We start from the raw sequence: 17707 nt of genomic DNA on the forward strand, positions 1-17707 counted from the left end.
CCTACTTTATTAAATTTTTTATTTCATTTTTTTTATCTGTTTTCTCCCATGTAAAATCGCTTTCATCTCTTCCAAAATGTCCATAAGCGGCTGTATTTTTATATATTGGCCTTTGTAATTTCAAATTCCTTATTATTGCATCAATACTTAAATCAAAGACTTCATTTGCTATTTTATAAATTTTATCCAAGCTTATTTTTTCTGTTCCAAAAGTATTTATATAAACACTTTCTGGATTTTCTTTACCAATTACATAAGCAAGTTGAACTTCACATCTATCACAAAGTCCTGCTGCAACAATGTTTTTAGCAACATATCTTGCCATATATGATGCGGATCTATCTGCTTTTGATGGATCCTTACCAGAGTAAGCTCCTCCACCATGACGTCCAACTCCACCATATGTATCAACTATAATTTTTCTACCTGTAAGTCCAACGTCTGCTTTAGGACCACCAATTGTAAATCTTCCTGTGGCATTTATATGAATTACTGTGTCTTTTCTAAGGAGCGAACTGTCAATTTCTTTTAAAATTACTTCCTTTATCAATTCATATCTAAGCGCTGTAATGTCTTTACTTTCTCTGTGATGAGCTGCTAAAACTACAGATTTTACATAAGAAGGCATATTATTTTCATAAACTAAGCTAACTTGCGATTTCCCATCTGGGTATAATCCAGCAATTATATTCTTTTTTCTAACTTCAGAAAGTCTCTTACTAAGTCTGTGTGAAAGTTCACTAGATAGTGGAAGATATGATTTACTTTCATTTGTCGCGTATCCATATACTAACCCTTGATCTCCTGCACAAATCTTTTCACGATTAACTCCCCTAGCAATGTCCTTTGATTGCTCATCAATGTTTGTAAGTACTATTGCTTTATCTACATCAAAACCTGATTCATCTGTAGAATACCCTATTTCTCTAATAGTGTTTATTGCAACTTTTTCAACATTAACTTTTGCTTTTGATGTAACTTCACCTGCTAAAACTAAAAGATTGTTAGATATCATACTTTCAACAGCGACTCTTGAGTTAAAGTCTCCTCTTAAATATTCATCTAAAATTGAATCTGACACTAAGTCGCAAACTTTGTCAGGATGTCCTTCAGTTACAGACTCGGATGTAACGATAAATTTATTCATTTATTTCACCTAGCTTTTCTAAACTGTTCAACTGTTTCCTGTTCATATTTTTTAAATACCTTACTAAAATATCCATATTCGTTATAACCTAAATTAAAAGCTACATCTGATATGCTTTGATTTTCCAAAACTATATATTCCTTTGCCAAGTTTATCTTCTTAAAGTGTATAAAATTAACAACTGTCATATTGTACTCAGATTTGAAAAGTCTACTTAAGTAACCCTGTGATATATTACATTCTTTTACCACATCGCTTAGAGATATATTTTTGTCAATATTTTCGTCAATATAAAGTAGAACATTTTCAAGTATTGGATAATTTATAGTACTTTTTCTCTTAAAATAATATTCTAAAATTTTAAACATCCAGTTTTTACATAGCCTCGAATCTGAAACAATTGCATTTGTGATTGGTATTTCTTTTTCTATTTTTTTTGCTTCATCTGTAATATTGTTTAAATTTATAATTCTATTTGCAATGCTTTTTAAACTATTTTTTATTTGAACTTTATTTTCTACTTCTTTATTTTTAAAATCATATTTATCAATATATTTTGTCAAATATTCGTATATAGCAAAGAAATCATTCATATTAACTTCTTTTTGCATCTCTAATACGAGATTAATTTCGTTAAAATTTTTATAATCTTTTTCATATAGTTTTAACTTCTCTTCAACTTTTTCATATGTTATAGGTCTAAGTATTACTTGGTTTAAATCTATATTTTTATATTCTCTTGAGAACAAATCAGATGGAAATGTCACCAAAAAAACCTTTATATCTTTATTCTCTTTTTTAACAACATCTATAAAATCTTTGCCATTCATAGAAGGCATCATAAATTCAGAAAACACTATATTTATGTTTTCCTTATTTATTAAATCAATCGCCTCCTTTGGAGTATTAACTTCATCTTTGATATAAAAATTTTTATTTCTCTCAATTGTCTTTTTCAAAGCAGTTCTTATTAAGATCTGATTGCTTACTAATAAAACACTATACATTCAATCATCCTAACTATTTAAACGATATTTCATGAATATTTTTGTATTTTTACTATTTTCTTCTATCTTTATTTGTAGATCTCCACTAAAAATATTTAAACTATCTTCTTCCATCTGTCTAAGATATTTATTGATATCTTCTATCTCAGTACTGACAATATGAGTGCTTTTAAATCTTTCAAATGAATCTTCGGAAATTCCTAATCCATTATCTTCTATAATTGCTATAAAATATTCACTATCTTTCTTTAGATGCACTTTTATTTCATAATCATCTTCGTTAAAATTAAGCCCTAGATAAGACATTATAATTACATAAGTAATCAAAGCTTTAAAAGGCATTTTTGTTTCTCTTACGTCATCTTCAATACTAATTTCATATTTTAATCTGTCTCTATATTGAATTTCCTTCATTTTAAAATACTCAATTAATGTCTTGTAAATAAAATTTGCTGAATTTGATTCTACATCTATAAAATTCATAACGAATTTCCTAAAATGTTCACTGTATTTACTAGTAATTTCAGCTTCTTCTATCAATGCAAGATTTGAAATTGACTCCATCATATTGTTTAAAAATAATAAATTAACCGTATTGTTAATAGACGAAATTTTCTTTTTTAATTCTAAATTCTTTTCTTCTACTTGAGCTAGCTTTTCTTCTAAAGCTTTGATTTTACTTTTATTTTCCTTTTCGTGGTAACTTGAAATTGCCTCTCTCTTTACTAATTCAGAAATTATAAGTTCTACTAATTTTACTGTCGACTCAAATTCTCTGTAAGTATATTTTTTAGCATCTGCATCTTCATCAAAAAAATCCAGCTTACTAAAATCAATTTCTTCTAATAAAAGTTGATCTTGCATACGAAGAATTTTTTCCGGAGGATCAGAGCAAATTGCTTGTCCACCTATAAAAGCTCCAAGATACTTATCATTTATAATTATTGGTATAGCTACTTCTAATAATTTAAATGGGCAAAAATATATAGATGTTTTCTTGGAAACTGCGGCTCTTATAGCACCAGATGCATCTGAAAGCTCACATATTTTCTTGTGCATTGGCGTCTGTCTAATATACTTACATCTCTTAGAAAAATTTGTCATTTCCGTTAAAGGTTGACCTTTATAGTCAATGGTCACAAAGGCAAGTCCAGTAACATCAGAAATAACTCTTTGTATTTGCTCTAAATACTCCTTGCCAAATATAGAATAAAGATCTTCAGCATTTTTTCCATTTGTATATTTTTCATTAATTTTTATATTAGGTATATTCATCTTATTAATGTGCACTTAAACCCCTCCGTATCCAATTGTACTAAAAATAAGTTTATATAAGCTAATATATTTTTTCAATTATTTCTTTTATTTCTCCTTTTGTAATACTCTTAGGAGCAGTCTTCATACAATTATCCTTCAGTGCATTTGTTGTAAGTGTCTCCATTTCTCTTAACACTTTTTCTCTTTCTACATTACATTCGCTTAAATTCTTTGGCATATTCATTATCCTTTGCAATGTATTTATAAATTGTTTTAGACTGTTTAGGGATTCGTCATCAGTTTTTGCATTGGAAATACCAATTTTTCTTGCGAAGTTTGCATATCTAGATTTTATTTTTTTATCTTTTGCATTGTAGTCTATTACTTCATTAAGTATTAAACCATTACAAAGTCCATGAGGTAGATAAAATAATGCTCCTATTTGATGTGCTATTGCATGATTTATTCCAAGACCTGCCTCTTCAAATGACATTCCTGCCATCATAGAAGCTAAGTGCATTTCTTCTTTTGCTTCAACATCTCTGTTTTTTAAAAAGCTTCTATATAAGTATTTAACAACTAATTCTCCTGCTTTTTCAGATAAAGCGTCTGAAAAAGAGCTTCTATTTTTCCCTACATATGCTTCAAGTGCATGTGTCAATACATCAATACCTGTGTTAGCAATTATTTTTCTCGGCAATTCTTTTAACAATGCTGAATCTAAAATTGCTAAATTTGGAAGCATATTATCACTTTGTAAAAGATGTTTTATATGTGTATCATTGTCTTTTATAACTGCAACGCTAGTAACTTCAGACCCTGTGCCACTTGTTGTCGGTACTGCAACAAAATAAATATCCTTTTTAAGTACTTCATTTCCAAAGTAAATTACTCCCTTTGAAGAATCTATTGAAGATCCTCCTCCGAAGCCTATTAAAATATCAACATTTTCTTTTATAAATATAGTAAGTGCTTCACCAACAAGATCAAGTGTTGGATCTGGATTTACTTTGTCATATATAATAACTTTGTTAGATGATTTTATATTTCTTAAAAGAGTATTCATTAAAACGCTATTTGAAATAAAAGAATCGGTCATTATTAAAACTTTCTTATTTTCAAATTTTTGTAATACACTTAAGGCTTTCGCCCCAAATACAATTTCTGTTCCATTTTTTAATTTTTTCATTTAATCACCTTATTGAAAAAGCGTCTATTAAAGCACATCTTCTCCTACGTGCAAAATTTCTTGCACTTGTTGAACCTTCACCAGATCTATTTGCTATTGTGAAGCTCACAGGATTGTCGTCAGAAAATCCTATTCCATCAAGAGAGCAACCATTTTTTACAAATATTGAAGTTTGCATTGTCTTTGCAGCTATATTCAATCTCTCTATACTATTTGAATGTATTCCAGCTGTATGACGAAGTCCTTGTTCCAGGCATAAAGAAATTTCAAGTGCGTCTTCAAAGTTGCAAGCTTTAACTATTGCAATTACAGGCATTAAAAGTTCTTCTATTGCAAATGGATGAATCTTCGGAACATCTACAGCAATTAATCTATAATCTCCATGGAATTCTATTCCTGCAAAATCTAAAATTTCATTAACACTTTTTCCACCTAAAAATTTATTTGGCTTCATATCTTCTGTCAATAAAACTTTTGAAAGTTTTAACATATCATCAAAAGTATCAATATAAAATACATTCTCTTTTTCAAGAGCTTTTTTAAACTTTTCATAAATAGAACTTACAATTACTATATTTTTTTCTGTTACACATAAAATATTGTTATCAAAACTTGCACCTCTTACAATGCAATTTGCAGCTTTTTCAATATCCGCTGTTTCATCTACAATAAAAGTTGGATTTCCTGATCCTGCTGATATTACTTTCTTGTCGCATTTATTTGCCTGCCTTGCAATATCACTTCCACCTGTTACTACTAGTAGATTCACATCTGGATGATGCATTATCTCAGAAATATTTTTCATACTGACTTCAGAAAGTGTAGAGACTAGATTATCTATGCCGCATACTTTTAATATTGTAGTTGCAATTATATCTGTTAAATATTTAGTTACTTTTATTGCTCTCGGATGAGGACATAATATAACAGAATTTCCTGCCGCAAGTAAACCTATAACATTATTTATAACTGTTGCAACCGGATTTGTACTTGGCATCACTGCACAAGCTATTCCAAATGCTGAGTACTCATAAAGTGTCATAACTTTATCCTTTGTCAAAACTTCAGAAAGTAAATCTTCTGTACCTGGAGTTTTTTCTATTGCGAGTTTTATTTTTACTACTTTATCCTCAACACATCCCATGCAAGTTTCTTCATAGCCAATTTGTGCAAGTTCATCTACATGATTTAAAAGTTCTTTTCTTAATTCTCTTATTATTTCTTCTCTATCTGAAATGCCAAGCTTTATATATAATTTGTGAGCTGATTTTGAGGCGTCTATAGCCTCACAAACAGTATCAAAAACCGATCTTTTATTCATATCTTACCTCACACAATTAATTCATCTATTATACCTATTATTGCCAAATCTATTACTGAAGACTTCCTTTCATTTTCAACACGAACTGAAGATCCTCCACCAACTAATACAAGCTCACCAATTCCTGCTCCTACATAATCTGCGGCAACAGATTGATCCTTATATTCTTCTCCATTTGCATTAATAGGTTGAATAATCATAAGTTTGTAGCCAACTAGCGTATCATTTTTTCTAGTTGCTACAACATTACCTACTACTTTTGCAATAAACATACTATCACTACTCACTATCTCAGAATTTTATCTTTTAGTATTATCCGATTCCTCTTCTAAATTTTTTTCATCGATTTTTTTATCATTATTATCTACTTCCATGCTTTTTTCTTTAACACTTGCTTTCTTTTCAGCTTTAGCTTCAGGTTTAACTTCTTTTATTTCTTTTTTAGCTACTGGTTTTTCCACGTCTTTTGATTGAGGCTTGGTTTTAAGTTTTGCAGTAGTTTTAGATTCACCTGCATTTAAAGTTGTTTTTATTTCTTTTTTATTAACTGTTTCTCTTTTATCTTCTTTTATTGGCTTAGAGCTTTTTTCTTCTCTATTTTCCCTATCTAAATCAAATACAATATCAAGTCCACTGGCAGGTCTTGGTATAACTTTTGATGAAACGAATTTATCGAATGAAATAGCTAAACTTTTCCCAGAATCTACAGCAGCTTTAACAGCTCCAACATCTCCTGAAACTTTTACAGTAACAAACCCCATACCTTTTGTAATTTCAATGTTTTCCATTTTTATATTTGCCGCCTTAAGCATTGTGTCAGCAACAATAATGGCATTTGTAAGACCTATTACTTCAACAAGTCCTAGTGCTCTATTCATACTTATTCACTTCCTCTATGTCAACTATTTTTACTCCGTAACTTAAAATTTCGTCATAATATCCTAATAATTTGTCGATATATCTTTTAGGTTCTCTACCAGTTACCTTTTTAACTGTTTCTTTCCATAAATATACATCTTTGCCATTTTCAAAAAGCTTCATAACTAACTTAGACTCTAATTCGTCTTCGTTAAATAAAATTACATTTACAATGTTTTTTAATTTTATATTAAGGAAAAAAGCATCATTTTCTGCAATTTGATCTAATTTTTCACAATCCAGATAAATTATCTCATCCCATTTGAGATAATTACTGATTTTATTTATATAGCAATCGCTTAACTTCTTGCTAATAACACAACTCTTATTTATATTAAGTGTCTTTATCGCATCAAGGGCTACAAAATATCTATTATCCCATGGATTTGAGAATATAAAGTTAATTCTTTTTTTATTGGACATTTGAAGAATTATTTTCTTTAATATTTCTTCAAATTCTTCTCTATTTATATTCATTAAATCACCTATGTCATATGAATAGAAAAGTTAAAATACAAAGTCGTATTTTAACTTTTCAAAAATGTTTATGGCTTAATATTATTTGTCGAAATGAGGAATAATTTTTTCAGTGTCAGTATGTGGTCTTGGGATTACATGGACGGAAACAACTTCACCAACAACTCTGGCTGATGCAGCCCCTGCATCAGTGGCTGCTTTGACTGCCCCTACATCTCCTCTAACCATTACAGTTACTAAACCAGAACCAATCTTTTCATATCCTACTAAACTTACATTAGCTGCCTTTACCATAGCATCTGCAGCTTCTATTGCTCCTACTAAACCTTTTGTTTCAACCATTCCTAATGCGTCTGAATTCATAATTTACCTCCTGATTTTAATTTTTAAATATATGGACTTGTTGTTGATTTAGGTTCATCCCCTAAAGCACCAAGTAATTTTTTACCAACGTCAATTGAAGCCTTAACAGCTTGACGAACTGCTCCAGAATCTCCTGTAAAAGTTAGTATAACTTCGTTTGAGAAACTTGTTCCCTGTGCCGGTGAAGAATATCCTACTACTTCAACATTTGCTGCTTTAACAGCTACATCGGCAAGCACTGTACCTATAGCTGCCGGAGCTCCTATTACCATTCCAAAACTCTTTCCAATTGGTGTTCCAAAAGATTTTTCTAGGCAATAGCTTGCTCTTGCAGTGTATTGAAATTCAAGGTGTCCTGCATCATTTTCATAAACATCTCCAAAATATTTTGGAAGAACGTCTAGTGCAATTTCAACCGCACGTCTAGCATCAGACACATCTTCAGCTCCAATATAAATTAAAGATCCGTGTCCTGCTCCACCCTTTGTGTCTCTTGGTAGTTCTACTGTAACAACTTCAGTATTAGTTGCTTTAACAGCATCGTCAACCGCCATAATTTGTGGACCTGCTCCAGTTCTTGAGCCAATAATTCCTATTGATTTATATTTTCCTAAGTCCAATTTATCTACTAATAGTGGATCTACGCTTGCTATTACTAGACCTATCGTATCTCCAATTGATGTTCCAACAAATTCTGTAACATCTACTTTTTTACATGTGCCAGAACAATTTTCTACAGATTCTTTTTTATCCATTCCTAATTCATTAGAAACTTGCCCCATTATTTTTTCTAATAATTCTTTATCCATACTATCTCCTTAGCCTCCAACTTGGCATACTAAGCCATTAGATTCTACAAATTTCTTCAATTTATCTACATATTCATTATCTAATTTTTCTAAATTAGATAATTCATAATCCCTACCTAATAAATAATATTTACCTTCTCCATAATTATGGTATGGTAAAATGTGAAGTTCTCTAACATTCGGAAGAGTCTTTACAAAAGATACAATATCTCCAAACTCTTTCATATCAGCATTTACTCCAGGGACTGTAGGCACCCTTATAATCGTTTCAGATAGATTTTGTATTAGCATTGCATTTTTCTTTATAAGCTTATTACTTACTCCAGTCGCTTTTTTGTGTATCTCATCGTTGTTGGCTTTCATATCAAGTAAAACTAAATCTACATGAGGTATAACCTCTCTTATTGCCTCTTCAGAAACATAGCCTTCAGTTTCTATTGCTGTGTGCCAACCTCTTGCCTTGCAGGCTCTAAATATTTCTTTTGCAAAACCCCGCTGCATCAGTGCTTCGCCACCTGATAATGTAACTCCGCCATTGGAACTTATATAGTATTTTTCATCTTTTTTAAGTTCCTCAATAACTTCAGCTACTGTCATCTCTTTACCTTTAACCTCTAGAGCACTAGATGGACAAACATTAGCACACTCTTCACACATTATACACTTATCTCTATCTATAAAATTAAGGTTATTTGCATCAAGTGCGCCTTGTTTGCAAGCTTTTATACAAAGACCACAGTGAATACAAAGAATTCTTCTAAACATAAGCTCTTTTTCTCTTCTTTGTGATTCTGGGTTCGAACACCAAATACATCTCAAGGGACAACCTTTTAAAAATACTATGGTTCTAATTCCAGGACCGTCATTTATAGAATATCTTTGTATATCAAATACGACGCCCTTTTCATTGTAGTTTATAGAATCCATAGTCACCTCCACTTACATACTGTGTTCTATTCTTCTTATAATTATGCCGCCTTACATCATGTGCTCTGTTCTGTTAATGATATCGTCTTGAACTTCTTTTGCTAATGTTACGAAGTGAGCAGAATATCCAGCTACACGTACTAGTAAGTCTTTATGATCTTCTGGATGTTCTTGAGCGTCTATTAGTGTTTGCCTATCTACAACGTTAAATTGAACGTGAGCACCCTTTTGATCAAAGTAAGACCTAATAATAGCTACGAAATTCTTTAGTCCTTTTTCTCCTTCTACGGCTTTTGGAGAGAATTTTTGATTATAAAGCGTACCATTTGACGCTTGAAAGTGTGGTAACTTAGCTACAGAGTTTGCCGCAGCTGTTGGTCCATGAGAGTCTTTACCTTGTCTTGGACTTACACCATCAGCAAGTGGTGTATGAGCCGCTCTACCATCCGGAAGTGCTCCTACATCTTTACCAAATAATACATTTGCAGATACCGGATAAATACCTGCTTGGAATGCTCCTCCTCTTGGATTTACATATTTGTCAACCTCATCGCAATAAATTTTAGCAGCTCTGATTGCAAATTTATCACAAAGCTCATTGTCGTTACCAAAGCTTTCTGTATTATCAAGAATCTTTTGAATAGTCTTAAATTGACCAGTTTGTTCAGATCCACATCCACAAGTATTAGCTTGTAAATAATCTCCACCAGTTAATTTACTTTCAAGCTCGTCTACATTTATAGAACCAGTAGAAGCAAGAATCTTTTTAACTGCATCGTAAATTTCAGCTTCGTTCATTTCTCCAACCTTAGCAGAAACTGTTTGAGTATTACATCCGCATCCTGGAACTAGACAATCTGATAAACCAAAGTTTTCTTCTAGAGCGTGTTTTAAATCTATTAGAGAAATTTTCTTGTCTTCAAATACATTCTTATATATTGCATATAAAGAGTCTCCAGAGTCAGCTACACCAAATGCTTGAGGTCCTGTGAAGTTATAAATAGCTCCACCAGATTGAACTGACTTCCCTCTCTTGATGCAATCATCAACCATAGCTGACATGAAAGGTAGATTTCCTCTAGCTGCGTGAGCATAGTCAACACAGTTATCAGCTTCAGCTAAATATTTAACAAAGTATTCCATTTGTTTTTGATATGCATCAAAGATGTCATCGATATTTTTCATATCTTCTAATTCGCCAGTCTTAGGCCCAAGTTGTTTTCCATTACATCTACCATTGTTAAGTGCAATTTCAAGTACTTTTGCAATATTAAAGAACGCAGCATCATGCCATCCTTCTGTTCTATGTCCAGCTTGTGGTTCTACACATCCGATGATTGAGTAATCTCTTGCATCTTCAAGTTTAACTCCTCTAGATACTAGGTTAAGAATTATTACTTCGTCATTGTAGAATGCAGGAACACCATATCCAAGTCTAGAAACTTCACATGCTCTTAATAGGAACTCATATGGTGAATTTTGATGAACTCTAACTGAGAATGAAGGTGCTGGTAATGCAACGTGAGCTACAGCTTCCATACACATATAAGAAATATCATTTGTCGCATCTACGCCTTCTCCATCTACACCCCCTACACATAGGTTTTGGAATACTGCATATCCAGCGAAAGCTTGAGCTGAAACTTCATCACGAGTCTTGTTAATATCATTTAATTTAACCCATATACAATCGATAAGTTCTTGGGCAAAATCTTTTGTAATATTTTTATCATTTTTATATGGTGGATACATATATTGGTCAAATCTTCCTGGAGAAATTGAGTGTCCGTTAGATTCAATTTGTACTAATATTTGTACGAACCAGAATGCTTGACAAGCTTCCCAGAAATCTCTAGCACCATATTCGGGAACTCTCATGCAATTTGAAGAAATTCTTAAAAGTTCTTGCTTTCTTTGAGGATTTGTTTCTTGATTTGCAAGTTCTTCAGCTTTTTTAGCGTATCTATGTGCAAAATTAATTGCTGCGTTGTAAGAAATAATAACAGCTTTGTAGAATTGCATTTTTTGAATTGATATTGGATCAGAATCATCGAGATCATTCATAGCTTTTACAGTTTGTTCTATAACCCCTCTAAAACCATACTTAATGATCTTTTCATAATCTACATTTACATGACCAACACCACCAAAGTAATAATTACCAACTGTAAAGATCCCATTAGCCATGCAATCTTTAGCTTCGTCACTCATAAGGCTTGTTGCATAATCATATGTCGTCTTACCTTTCCAATATTTGAATATTTCGTGTAATTCTTTTTTAGTTTTTTCTGGAATTACAAACGGATCTGCCATACGAGTTGCCATTGTGTCAAATTCTGCTTCAACCCATTCATATGAGAACTCTGGGCAAAGACCTGTCGATCTAGGATTAACAGTAATTGAACCTACTATTAATTCATCATCCCTAATAGTAACTGGAAGTTCGTTAAATATTTTTTCAACAGCTTTTGCTCTTCTTAAAATATTTGTAAGACCTTCTGTTTCCTTATAAGATTCAGTTATTAATCTTGCTCTATCAGATTCAACTACTGGTACAGCATCGATTATTACTTGTCTTAATCTTTTAATTCTTTCTGTAGGTTGTGAAAACCCTTTTTCCAACATAGAATACCTCCTATTTTTTTATTTTGTGCTTATGTATTAATCAAGCTTGAAGTAATTATATAATACTGTGTCGGAATGATGAAATAAAATGCAAACCATTGCATTGTAAAATTAAGACTTTTAAATTTGTAGTTTTATTAACTTTTAGTTATAGTCATCTTCGTAATTTAAATTTTTAGTAAGAAATAACTCAAAACAAACTTTTAATTGTAATATCAAAACATTTTCTTCAACTTTATTGAATTCCATTTCTTATTTACATAAAATAAATTAAAGGAGTGATTTTATGTTGTCTTCTTTTTTACTCGCTGAGTTTCAGAGCATAGCCACTGGTTACAAGGAAATGAATAATGTTCTTCTAAATTATCCGGTTGATCTTTTTTTATCTAAAAATGTATGTCCTGGAAGAATGCTATTTATCTTAAATGGAAATGAAAGCGATATATTAGAAATAAATAAATATTTTAAGTCTAAAAAAATTTCTTCTATCTATATACTTAATATTCATGAAGAAATAATCGAAAAAATCAATACCACAAAAAAACCTACGAATATTTCATCTTTTATGATTTGTGAGTTTAAAAATAGCATCTGTGCAATGAAGGTATCTGACTTATGTGTTAAAGAAGCTAACATAGAGTTAGTAAAACTTGAATTTCGCATTGGTCTTTTTGGCAAAAGTATTTCTGTATTTAACGGACTACTTTCAAATCTTCAAAGTTCTAAAACTGCCATATTAAATAATTTACCTAATAATGATATAGTTGCTATTGAAATAATTGAAAATCCAGTAGGAGAAATAATAAAATGTATTTAGAAAAACTTGAAAATTTACAAAAAAAATACCATTCTCTTTTAAGAGATGGACGAGAAATGGAAATGCTTCCTATAATAGAGGAGTCTATAAACTTGGCCTTTGAAAACAAGGACAATAAAAAATTAATCGAAGTTTTAAATGACTATGGCGGAGCACTTAGAAATACAGGGAATTACGAAAAGAGCATAAAGAGTTTAAATCTTGCTAAAACAATATTCGAAAAATATTTTGATACGAATTCTGAAGCCTATGCAAATACAATTATGAATTTGGCAAATGCTTATAGAATGAACTCAAATAAAAAAGAAGCTATTAGACTATTTGAAGAAGCTAATTCAATATATGAAGTTTTAAACCTATACAACTACTCTTATGCATCAAATGCAAATAATTTAGCACTTTTATATTTGGAAGATAATAATGCAGAAAAAGCCTATAACCTTTTAAAATCAGCAGAAGAAATATTAAAAAGTATTCCACATCATAGCATTCAACTTGCAACTACATATAATAATTTATTTGATGTTTCTCTCAAGCTGAATAAAATTAGTGAAGCAAAAGAATATATCTTTAAGGCTAAAGATTTTCTTGAAAGTAAGATTTCCCCTAATAACCCACTTTATGCAAGTGTACTCAACAACCTTGCAAAATATTATTTTAATATAGGCGATATTGAAAAAAGTAAATCTCTTTATATAATATCTAAAAAAATTATAGAAAATACTTATGGAAAAGAAAGTGAAGCTTATAAAAATATAGAAAGCAATTTAAATTTTATCGAAAAAAAATCAGATACTGTTTTAACATTTGATGCTACTGGCAAAAATTTAAAAAAAGGGCTCGAAATATCAGAAGATTTTTATTTAAATGAAGTAAAGCCTTTCGTTTTAAAAAATTACCCCGATCTTTTTAGATACTCTGCTTTTGGTTTAATTGGAGAAGGTTCTGAATGTTACGGCTTTGATGATGAAATATCTCGGGATCATGATTTTATCAAAAAATGCTCTTGGTTCTTACCTAAAGATATTATGAGCCACGTTCCTGTAAATGAAATTAATTTAGGAGATGGAGTTATAAAAATTATTTCAATAGAAGATTTTTACAAATATTATACTCTTTTTGAAAAAGGTCCTTTAACTTTAAATGAATTTAGAAAAGTACCTCAAGATCTTTTATCAGTTGCTACAAATGGAAAAGTATTTGAAGATAACTATGGCAAATTTTCTTATATTAGGCAGAGGCTTTTAGCTTATTATCCAAAAGATTTAGTTTTAAAAAAATTAGCTTACCTTTGCAATAAAATTGCTCAATCAGGTCAATACAATTATCCAAGATGTTTAAAAAGAAATAATCTAATGGGAGCGCAAATTGCCCTTAGTGAATTCTTACAATATTATTGTGAGTTTATACATCTTATAAATAAAAAATATATGCCTTTCTATAAATGGCAATATAGCTCTTTAAAATCATTACCTTTACTTGGAGAATATACTTGCTCAAAATTTGATATTTTGTTGTCCTATAATGATGTTAATGAATCTTTAAAGAAAATCAAAATCATTGAAGAGTTATGTGAAAAATTAGTAAAACACTTAAATAAGGTTAAACTTTCAAACTCTCATGCTGACTTTTTAAAATATCATTCTTTTGAAATTGCACAAAGAATAAATAATATCGAATTGAAAAATGAAGATACATGGATAAAGTAGGATAAATATGAAAAACGATTCAATACCAAAAAAAAGAGATGAAACTCTTAAAAAAATTGTAATCAATGAATGGAACTTTTTTACTAACGTAAATAATATAGGTAAAAGGGCTTTTTGCCAGGATAATTCTTTTACATTTATATACTCTCGACTTTGTTACTGGAGTATATACAATGACATAATACTAACTTCTTACTTAAGTGATTTAATCAGTGCTAAGAAAGATAATAGAAATTTACTTACAGAAAAATATGCTTATATGATGCAGTATTCTGAACCTGAATATTTTAATAAAATAAAAAAATTTCTTCCAAATATTTCAAAACGCAAAAACACCTTGGTGAATTCTATAATGCTTATTTATATGTACTGGGAAGAAGATGTTAGAAAAAATGAACCCAAACTTTTAGACAATAACCGAGACTTATACGATTCATCGCAAAGTGCTGCTAATACAACAATAGAAAATTATTTCAAAGGAGAACTTTACAGTTATTCTGAAACTACATTAAATCTTATACTTAAATATTATCTTAGTGCCTATCAAAAAGGGATAAATTTAGTTGAAAAAAATTTAAAATTTCTTATGGAAAAATAATTTAATTGAGTATGTAAAAAGTTTTGTGTATCAGCTCTTTCGACAGGATGTGAACTGATATTTTTTCTAAAATCAAAAAATATACTTTTAGTATAAAATTCTAATAGTTTAAATATTTATGACCTATATTTTGTCACAATTAGACTAAAAGGTCGAGATTCATCAAAATCTTTCTTTTTGCCTAATTATCTAGTTTAAAAAAATTTGAAGATTTTTGTCAAGAGCTGCTTTAAAGATCAGTGTGTAGTCTTTACTCTTGACTTAAAAATTCAAATTTTTTATTATGATAGATGCAAAAATTATATTCTATCCTAAAAAAATATCGATTGTTGTAAAAATATTTGATCCTATCCAATTTTTACTAATTGTTTTTTTCTTCCTCATAATGTTTTGCCATTACAATACCTCATGATACCTCTATTTATGCTATATCATTTTTTGTTTTAATTTGTCCTATTTAGGATAGCTTATCCATTACAAGCAATTTATTTAATAATAAAATATATTTTTATAACTTGTCTAATATTTTCTTGCACTTACATACATTTTAAAACTCCTTCTTTAATATTTAATACTAAGCACATTTAAGTGGAAGACTTTTGTTAAATTATTATATTAACTTTTCTTTTAGCATTTCATTTAATCTCTCAATATATGGATGAAATTTATAATCCTCTTTTAATTCAGGTATGAATTTTAATTTTTGATATATTTTATTTGTAATTTCACTACGTTTTAAGTTTGGATCGTTAAATCTATTTGCTTGATAAATTACAAGTAACTCAATTGCCATAATATATCTTAAATTTTCTATCTGTTTTAAAATTTTTTTTGAAGAATTAAATCCCATAGCAACATAATCTTCTTGATTTGCAGATGTTGGAATATTATCTATTATACCTGGAGTAGAATTTATTCTCATTTCATTTAAAATCCCTGCTTGTGTATACTGAACAATCATAAGTCCTGAATCCTCGCCATTGCCTTCGACTAAAAAAGCTGGTTTATTGGAAAGTGAACTATCTAGTAATCGAAATGTCCTTCGCTCACTCATTTTAGCAAGCATTGTCATTGCAATACAACAACAGTCCATTTCAAGACCAATATATGATGAATCAGCATTACAACCTGATATTACTTCAAATTCATCTAAATCTTGATATAAAATTGGGTTATCAGTACAAGAATTCATCTCTCTTAAAACTGTTTCTTCTGCCTCATTTATTTTCTTAAGAACAGGACCCATTAACTGAGGAATACATCTAATTGAAAGTGCATTTTGCAATGATTTATCATAATAGTATTTACATATTTCTGAACCTTCTAATATGTCTAAAATATCCTGTGCTATATTTTTTTGCTCTATTTGTTTTCTTACCGACATAAGTCTTTTGTCTAAAAACCTTGTCGTTGCACAACTTACTTCTATTTCCATTGCAGATATTAGTTTATAATTTTCAAATAAAATTTTCATATCATTAATAGCTAAAATTGCAAATGCCGTTACAGATGTTGTCCCCGATATTAAAAAAAGAGCTTCTTTATATGATAATTCTAATGGTTTAATATTTAGTTCAGATAAAACTTCTTTAGAATCTACAAACTTTCCATCTTTGTAAAACTTTCCCTTTCCTATCGCTGCAAGTCCTATATGTGCTTCAAGATTTAAATAGCCAACAGATCCCTTTGATGGGACAAATGGATATAAATTTTTATTTAACATTTCTTTATAAAACTCAAGCGTACTAATTCTAACTCCACTATATCCTTTTATGCCATTCAAAATAATCATAAGCATTATTGCTCTTGTCTGTTGCTCACTTAAAGGTTCTCCAACTGATACAGCATGGGACATTAGAATTTTTTCTTGATATATTCTTGCACTTTCAAGAGAAATGTTTCTGTTGCTATTTGCTCCAAGTCCTGTTGTTACACCATATATAGGTCTATCGCTTTCTATAGCTTTTTCTATTAATCTAGAAGATTTTCTTACTCTATTAATAGCCTTTTCACTAAATTCTATCTTATCTCTACCATCTATTATTTTTATTGCTTCCTCTATTGTTAATGTTCTGTCTAAATTAATCATTTAATTACTCCTAAAATCTTCTAGTTTTATTTTCATTCGACAATATCATATGTAAAAATGTCTTTATAGCTAATATTAATTGTAATATGAAAATAAATAATACGATAATCCTCCAGCAGCATCAAAGCTCTTTACACCTTAAGCCCTTGGTATAAACCTACATAAAAAGATAGACTAAAAAATATAAATGTTAAAATCACAATTATTATAAATAAAGGTACTGTGATTTTTATACACTATCCTGAATTGAAGCCTGCTGTTAATAAAACAATACACATTGATATTACAGAGCTAAGTACCCTATTATCTACTATATTATATGTATTATATACCTTTGCAAATTAGAAAATATCATATATTTTTATCTCAAAAATATAATCTTGCTTTATCTTTGTCTAATGTTAAACTTAATTCCCCATAAATAAGGGACTTTTGCAAAAGCCCCTTATTCATG

General features: G+C 29.9%; 16 protein-coding genes. 3 read left to right on the top strand and 13 right to left on the bottom strand.

Annotation, left to right across the window (positions count from 1 at the left end):
- Position 1: 1 nt before the first annotated feature.
- From metK to ACQRC6_RS04975, 12 genes are all read right to left on the bottom strand, one after another.
- Complete coding sequence (gene metK / locus ACQRC6_RS04920) at positions 2 to 1147, bottom strand: methionine adenosyltransferase (protein WP_075660168.1); 1146 nt, start codon at positions 1145 to 1147, stop codon at positions 2 to 4.
- Between the two features lie 5 nt (positions 1148 to 1152).
- The gene (locus ACQRC6_RS04925) at positions 1153 to 2154 is read right to left on the bottom strand and encodes an AraC family transcriptional regulator (protein WP_427847999.1); all 1002 of its coding nucleotides are present in this window, start codon (positions 2152 to 2154) and stop codon (positions 1153 to 1155) included.
- A 9-nt stretch (positions 2155 to 2163) separates the two neighbouring features.
- Positions 2164 to 3429 carry a sensor histidine kinase gene (locus tag ACQRC6_RS04930; protein ID WP_427848000.1) on the bottom strand — a complete coding sequence of 422 codons (1266 nt, stop codon included), beginning with the start codon at positions 3427 to 3429 and terminating at the stop codon, positions 2164 to 2166.
- A 61-nt stretch (positions 3430 to 3490) separates the two neighbouring features.
- Complete coding sequence (locus ACQRC6_RS04935) at positions 3491 to 4600, bottom strand: iron-containing alcohol dehydrogenase (RefSeq protein ID WP_075660166.1); 1110 nt, start codon at positions 4598 to 4600, stop codon at positions 3491 to 3493.
- A gap of 4 nt (positions 4601 to 4604) precedes the next feature.
- Positions 4605 to 5921 carry an aldehyde dehydrogenase gene (locus tag ACQRC6_RS04940; protein ID WP_427848001.1) on the bottom strand — a complete coding sequence of 439 codons (1317 nt, stop codon included), beginning with the start codon at positions 5919 to 5921 and terminating at the stop codon, positions 4605 to 4607.
- Between the two features lie 8 nt (positions 5922 to 5929).
- Positions 5930 to 6208, bottom strand: a complete 279-nt coding sequence (locus ACQRC6_RS04945) for a EutN/CcmL family microcompartment protein (RefSeq protein ID WP_427848002.1) — start codon at positions 6206 to 6208, stop codon at positions 5930 to 5932.
- A 12-nt stretch (positions 6209 to 6220) separates the two neighbouring features.
- Positions 6221 to 6799 carry a BMC domain-containing protein gene (locus ACQRC6_RS04950; RefSeq protein ID WP_427848003.1) on the bottom strand — a complete coding sequence of 193 codons (579 nt, stop codon included), beginning with the start codon at positions 6797 to 6799 and terminating at the stop codon, positions 6221 to 6223.
- Complete coding sequence (locus ACQRC6_RS04955; protein ID WP_075660162.1) at positions 6792 to 7316, bottom strand: hypothetical protein; 525 nt, start codon at positions 7314 to 7316, stop codon at positions 6792 to 6794. The genes ACQRC6_RS04950 and ACQRC6_RS04955 overlap by 8 nt, the downstream gene beginning before the upstream one ends.
- Before the next feature lie 81 nt (positions 7317 to 7397).
- Positions 7398 to 7679 (bottom strand): propanediol utilization microcompartment protein PduA, encoded by a 282-nt coding sequence (gene pduA / locus ACQRC6_RS04960; RefSeq protein ID WP_075660161.1) that lies wholly within the window; start codon positions 7677 to 7679, stop codon positions 7398 to 7400.
- A gap of 23 nt (positions 7680 to 7702) precedes the next feature.
- Complete coding sequence (gene pduB, locus ACQRC6_RS04965; protein ID WP_075660160.1) at positions 7703 to 8488, bottom strand: propanediol utilization microcompartment protein PduB; 786 nt, start codon at positions 8486 to 8488, stop codon at positions 7703 to 7705.
- 9 nt (positions 8489 to 8497) lie between these two features.
- Positions 8498 to 9415 (bottom strand): glycyl-radical enzyme activating protein, encoded by a 918-nt coding sequence (locus ACQRC6_RS04970; protein ID WP_427848004.1) that lies wholly within the window; start codon positions 9413 to 9415, stop codon positions 8498 to 8500.
- A 51-nt stretch (positions 9416 to 9466) separates the two neighbouring features.
- Complete coding sequence (locus ACQRC6_RS04975) at positions 9467 to 12040, bottom strand: glycyl radical protein (protein WP_427848005.1); 2574 nt, start codon at positions 12038 to 12040, stop codon at positions 9467 to 9469.
- A 286-nt stretch (positions 12041 to 12326) separates the two neighbouring features.
- Here ACQRC6_RS04975 and ACQRC6_RS04980 point away from each other — a divergent pair, with 286 nt between their 5' ends.
- From ACQRC6_RS04980 to ACQRC6_RS04990, 3 genes are read left to right on the top strand one after another with little or no spacing between them, the layout of a single operon-like run.
- A complete protein-coding gene (locus tag ACQRC6_RS04980) occupies positions 12327 to 12857 on the top strand; it encodes a BMC domain protein (RefSeq protein WP_427848006.1) in 531 nt (176 codons plus the stop codon).
- Entirely contained in the window at positions 12848 to 14566 is a 1719-nt protein-coding gene (locus ACQRC6_RS04985; RefSeq protein ID WP_427848007.1) for a DUF4037 domain-containing protein, read from the top strand. The genes ACQRC6_RS04980 and ACQRC6_RS04985 overlap by 10 nt, the downstream gene beginning before the upstream one ends.
- Before the next feature lie 7 nt (positions 14567 to 14573).
- Positions 14574 to 15164 (top strand): DUF4125 family protein, encoded by a 591-nt coding sequence (locus ACQRC6_RS04990; RefSeq protein ID WP_293557479.1) that lies wholly within the window; start codon positions 14574 to 14576, stop codon positions 15162 to 15164.
- Between the two features lie 610 nt (positions 15165 to 15774).
- On the opposite strand, the gene ACQRC6_RS04995 is transcribed toward ACQRC6_RS04990, so the two are convergent.
- Positions 15775 to 17253 carry an HAL/PAL/TAL family ammonia-lyase gene (locus tag ACQRC6_RS04995; protein ID WP_427848008.1) on the bottom strand — a complete coding sequence of 493 codons (1479 nt, stop codon included), beginning with the start codon at positions 17251 to 17253 and terminating at the stop codon, positions 15775 to 15777.
- Positions 17254 to 17707: the final 454 nt, after the last annotated feature.

The sequence above is a fragment of the Peptoniphilus sp. SGI.035 genome (assembly GCF_050315115.1).
GTDB lineage: Bacteria > Bacillota > Clostridia > Tissierellales > Peptoniphilaceae > Peptoniphilus_A.

Excerpts from the sequence above, each read along its gene's own strand:
- ACQRC6_RS04970 (WP_427848004.1), bottom strand. The coding sequence starts at position 9,415 with ATGGATTCTATAAACTACAATGAAAAGGGCGTCGTATTTGATATACAA.
- pduA (WP_075660161.1), bottom strand. The coding sequence starts at position 7,679 with ATGAATTCAGACGCATTAGGAATGGTTGAAACAAAAGGTTTAGTAGGA.
- ACQRC6_RS04925 (WP_427847999.1), bottom strand. The coding sequence starts at position 2,154 with ATGTATAGTGTTTTATTAGTAAGCAATCAGATCTTAATAAGAACTGCT.
- ACQRC6_RS04950 (WP_427848003.1), bottom strand. The coding sequence starts at position 6,799 with ATGAATAGAGCACTAGGACTTGTTGAAGTAATAGGTCTTACAAATGCC.
- ACQRC6_RS04975 (WP_427848005.1), bottom strand. The coding sequence starts at position 12,040 with ATGTTGGAAAAAGGGTTTTCACAACCTACAGAAAGAATTAAAAGATTA.
- ACQRC6_RS04980 (WP_427848006.1), top strand. The coding sequence starts at position 12,327 with ATGTTGTCTTCTTTTTTACTCGCTGAGTTTCAGAGCATAGCCACTGGT.
- ACQRC6_RS04985 (WP_427848007.1), top strand. The coding sequence starts at position 12,848 with ATGTATTTAGAAAAACTTGAAAATTTACAAAAAAAATACCATTCTCTT.
- ACQRC6_RS04995 (WP_427848008.1), bottom strand. The coding sequence starts at position 17,253 with ATGATTAATTTAGACAGAACATTAACAATAGAGGAAGCAATAAAAATA.
- ACQRC6_RS04940 (WP_427848001.1), bottom strand. The coding sequence starts at position 5,921 with ATGAATAAAAGATCGGTTTTTGATACTGTTTGTGAGGCTATAGACGCC.
- ACQRC6_RS04955 (WP_075660162.1), bottom strand. The coding sequence starts at position 7,316 with ATGAATATAAATAGAGAAGAATTTGAAGAAATATTAAAGAAAATAATT.
- ACQRC6_RS04990 (WP_293557479.1), top strand. The coding sequence starts at position 14,574 with ATGAAAAACGATTCAATACCAAAAAAAAGAGATGAAACTCTTAAAAAA.
- ACQRC6_RS04935 (WP_075660166.1), bottom strand. The coding sequence starts at position 4,600 with ATGAAAAAATTAAAAAATGGAACAGAAATTGTATTTGGGGCGAAAGCC.
- pduB (WP_075660160.1), bottom strand. The coding sequence starts at position 8,488 with ATGGATAAAGAATTATTAGAAAAAATAATGGGGCAAGTTTCTAATGAA.
- ACQRC6_RS04930 (WP_427848000.1), bottom strand. The coding sequence starts at position 3,429 with ATGAATATACCTAATATAAAAATTAATGAAAAATATACAAATGGAAAA.
- metK (WP_075660168.1), bottom strand. The coding sequence starts at position 1,147 with ATGAATAAATTTATCGTTACATCCGAGTCTGTAACTGAAGGACATCCT.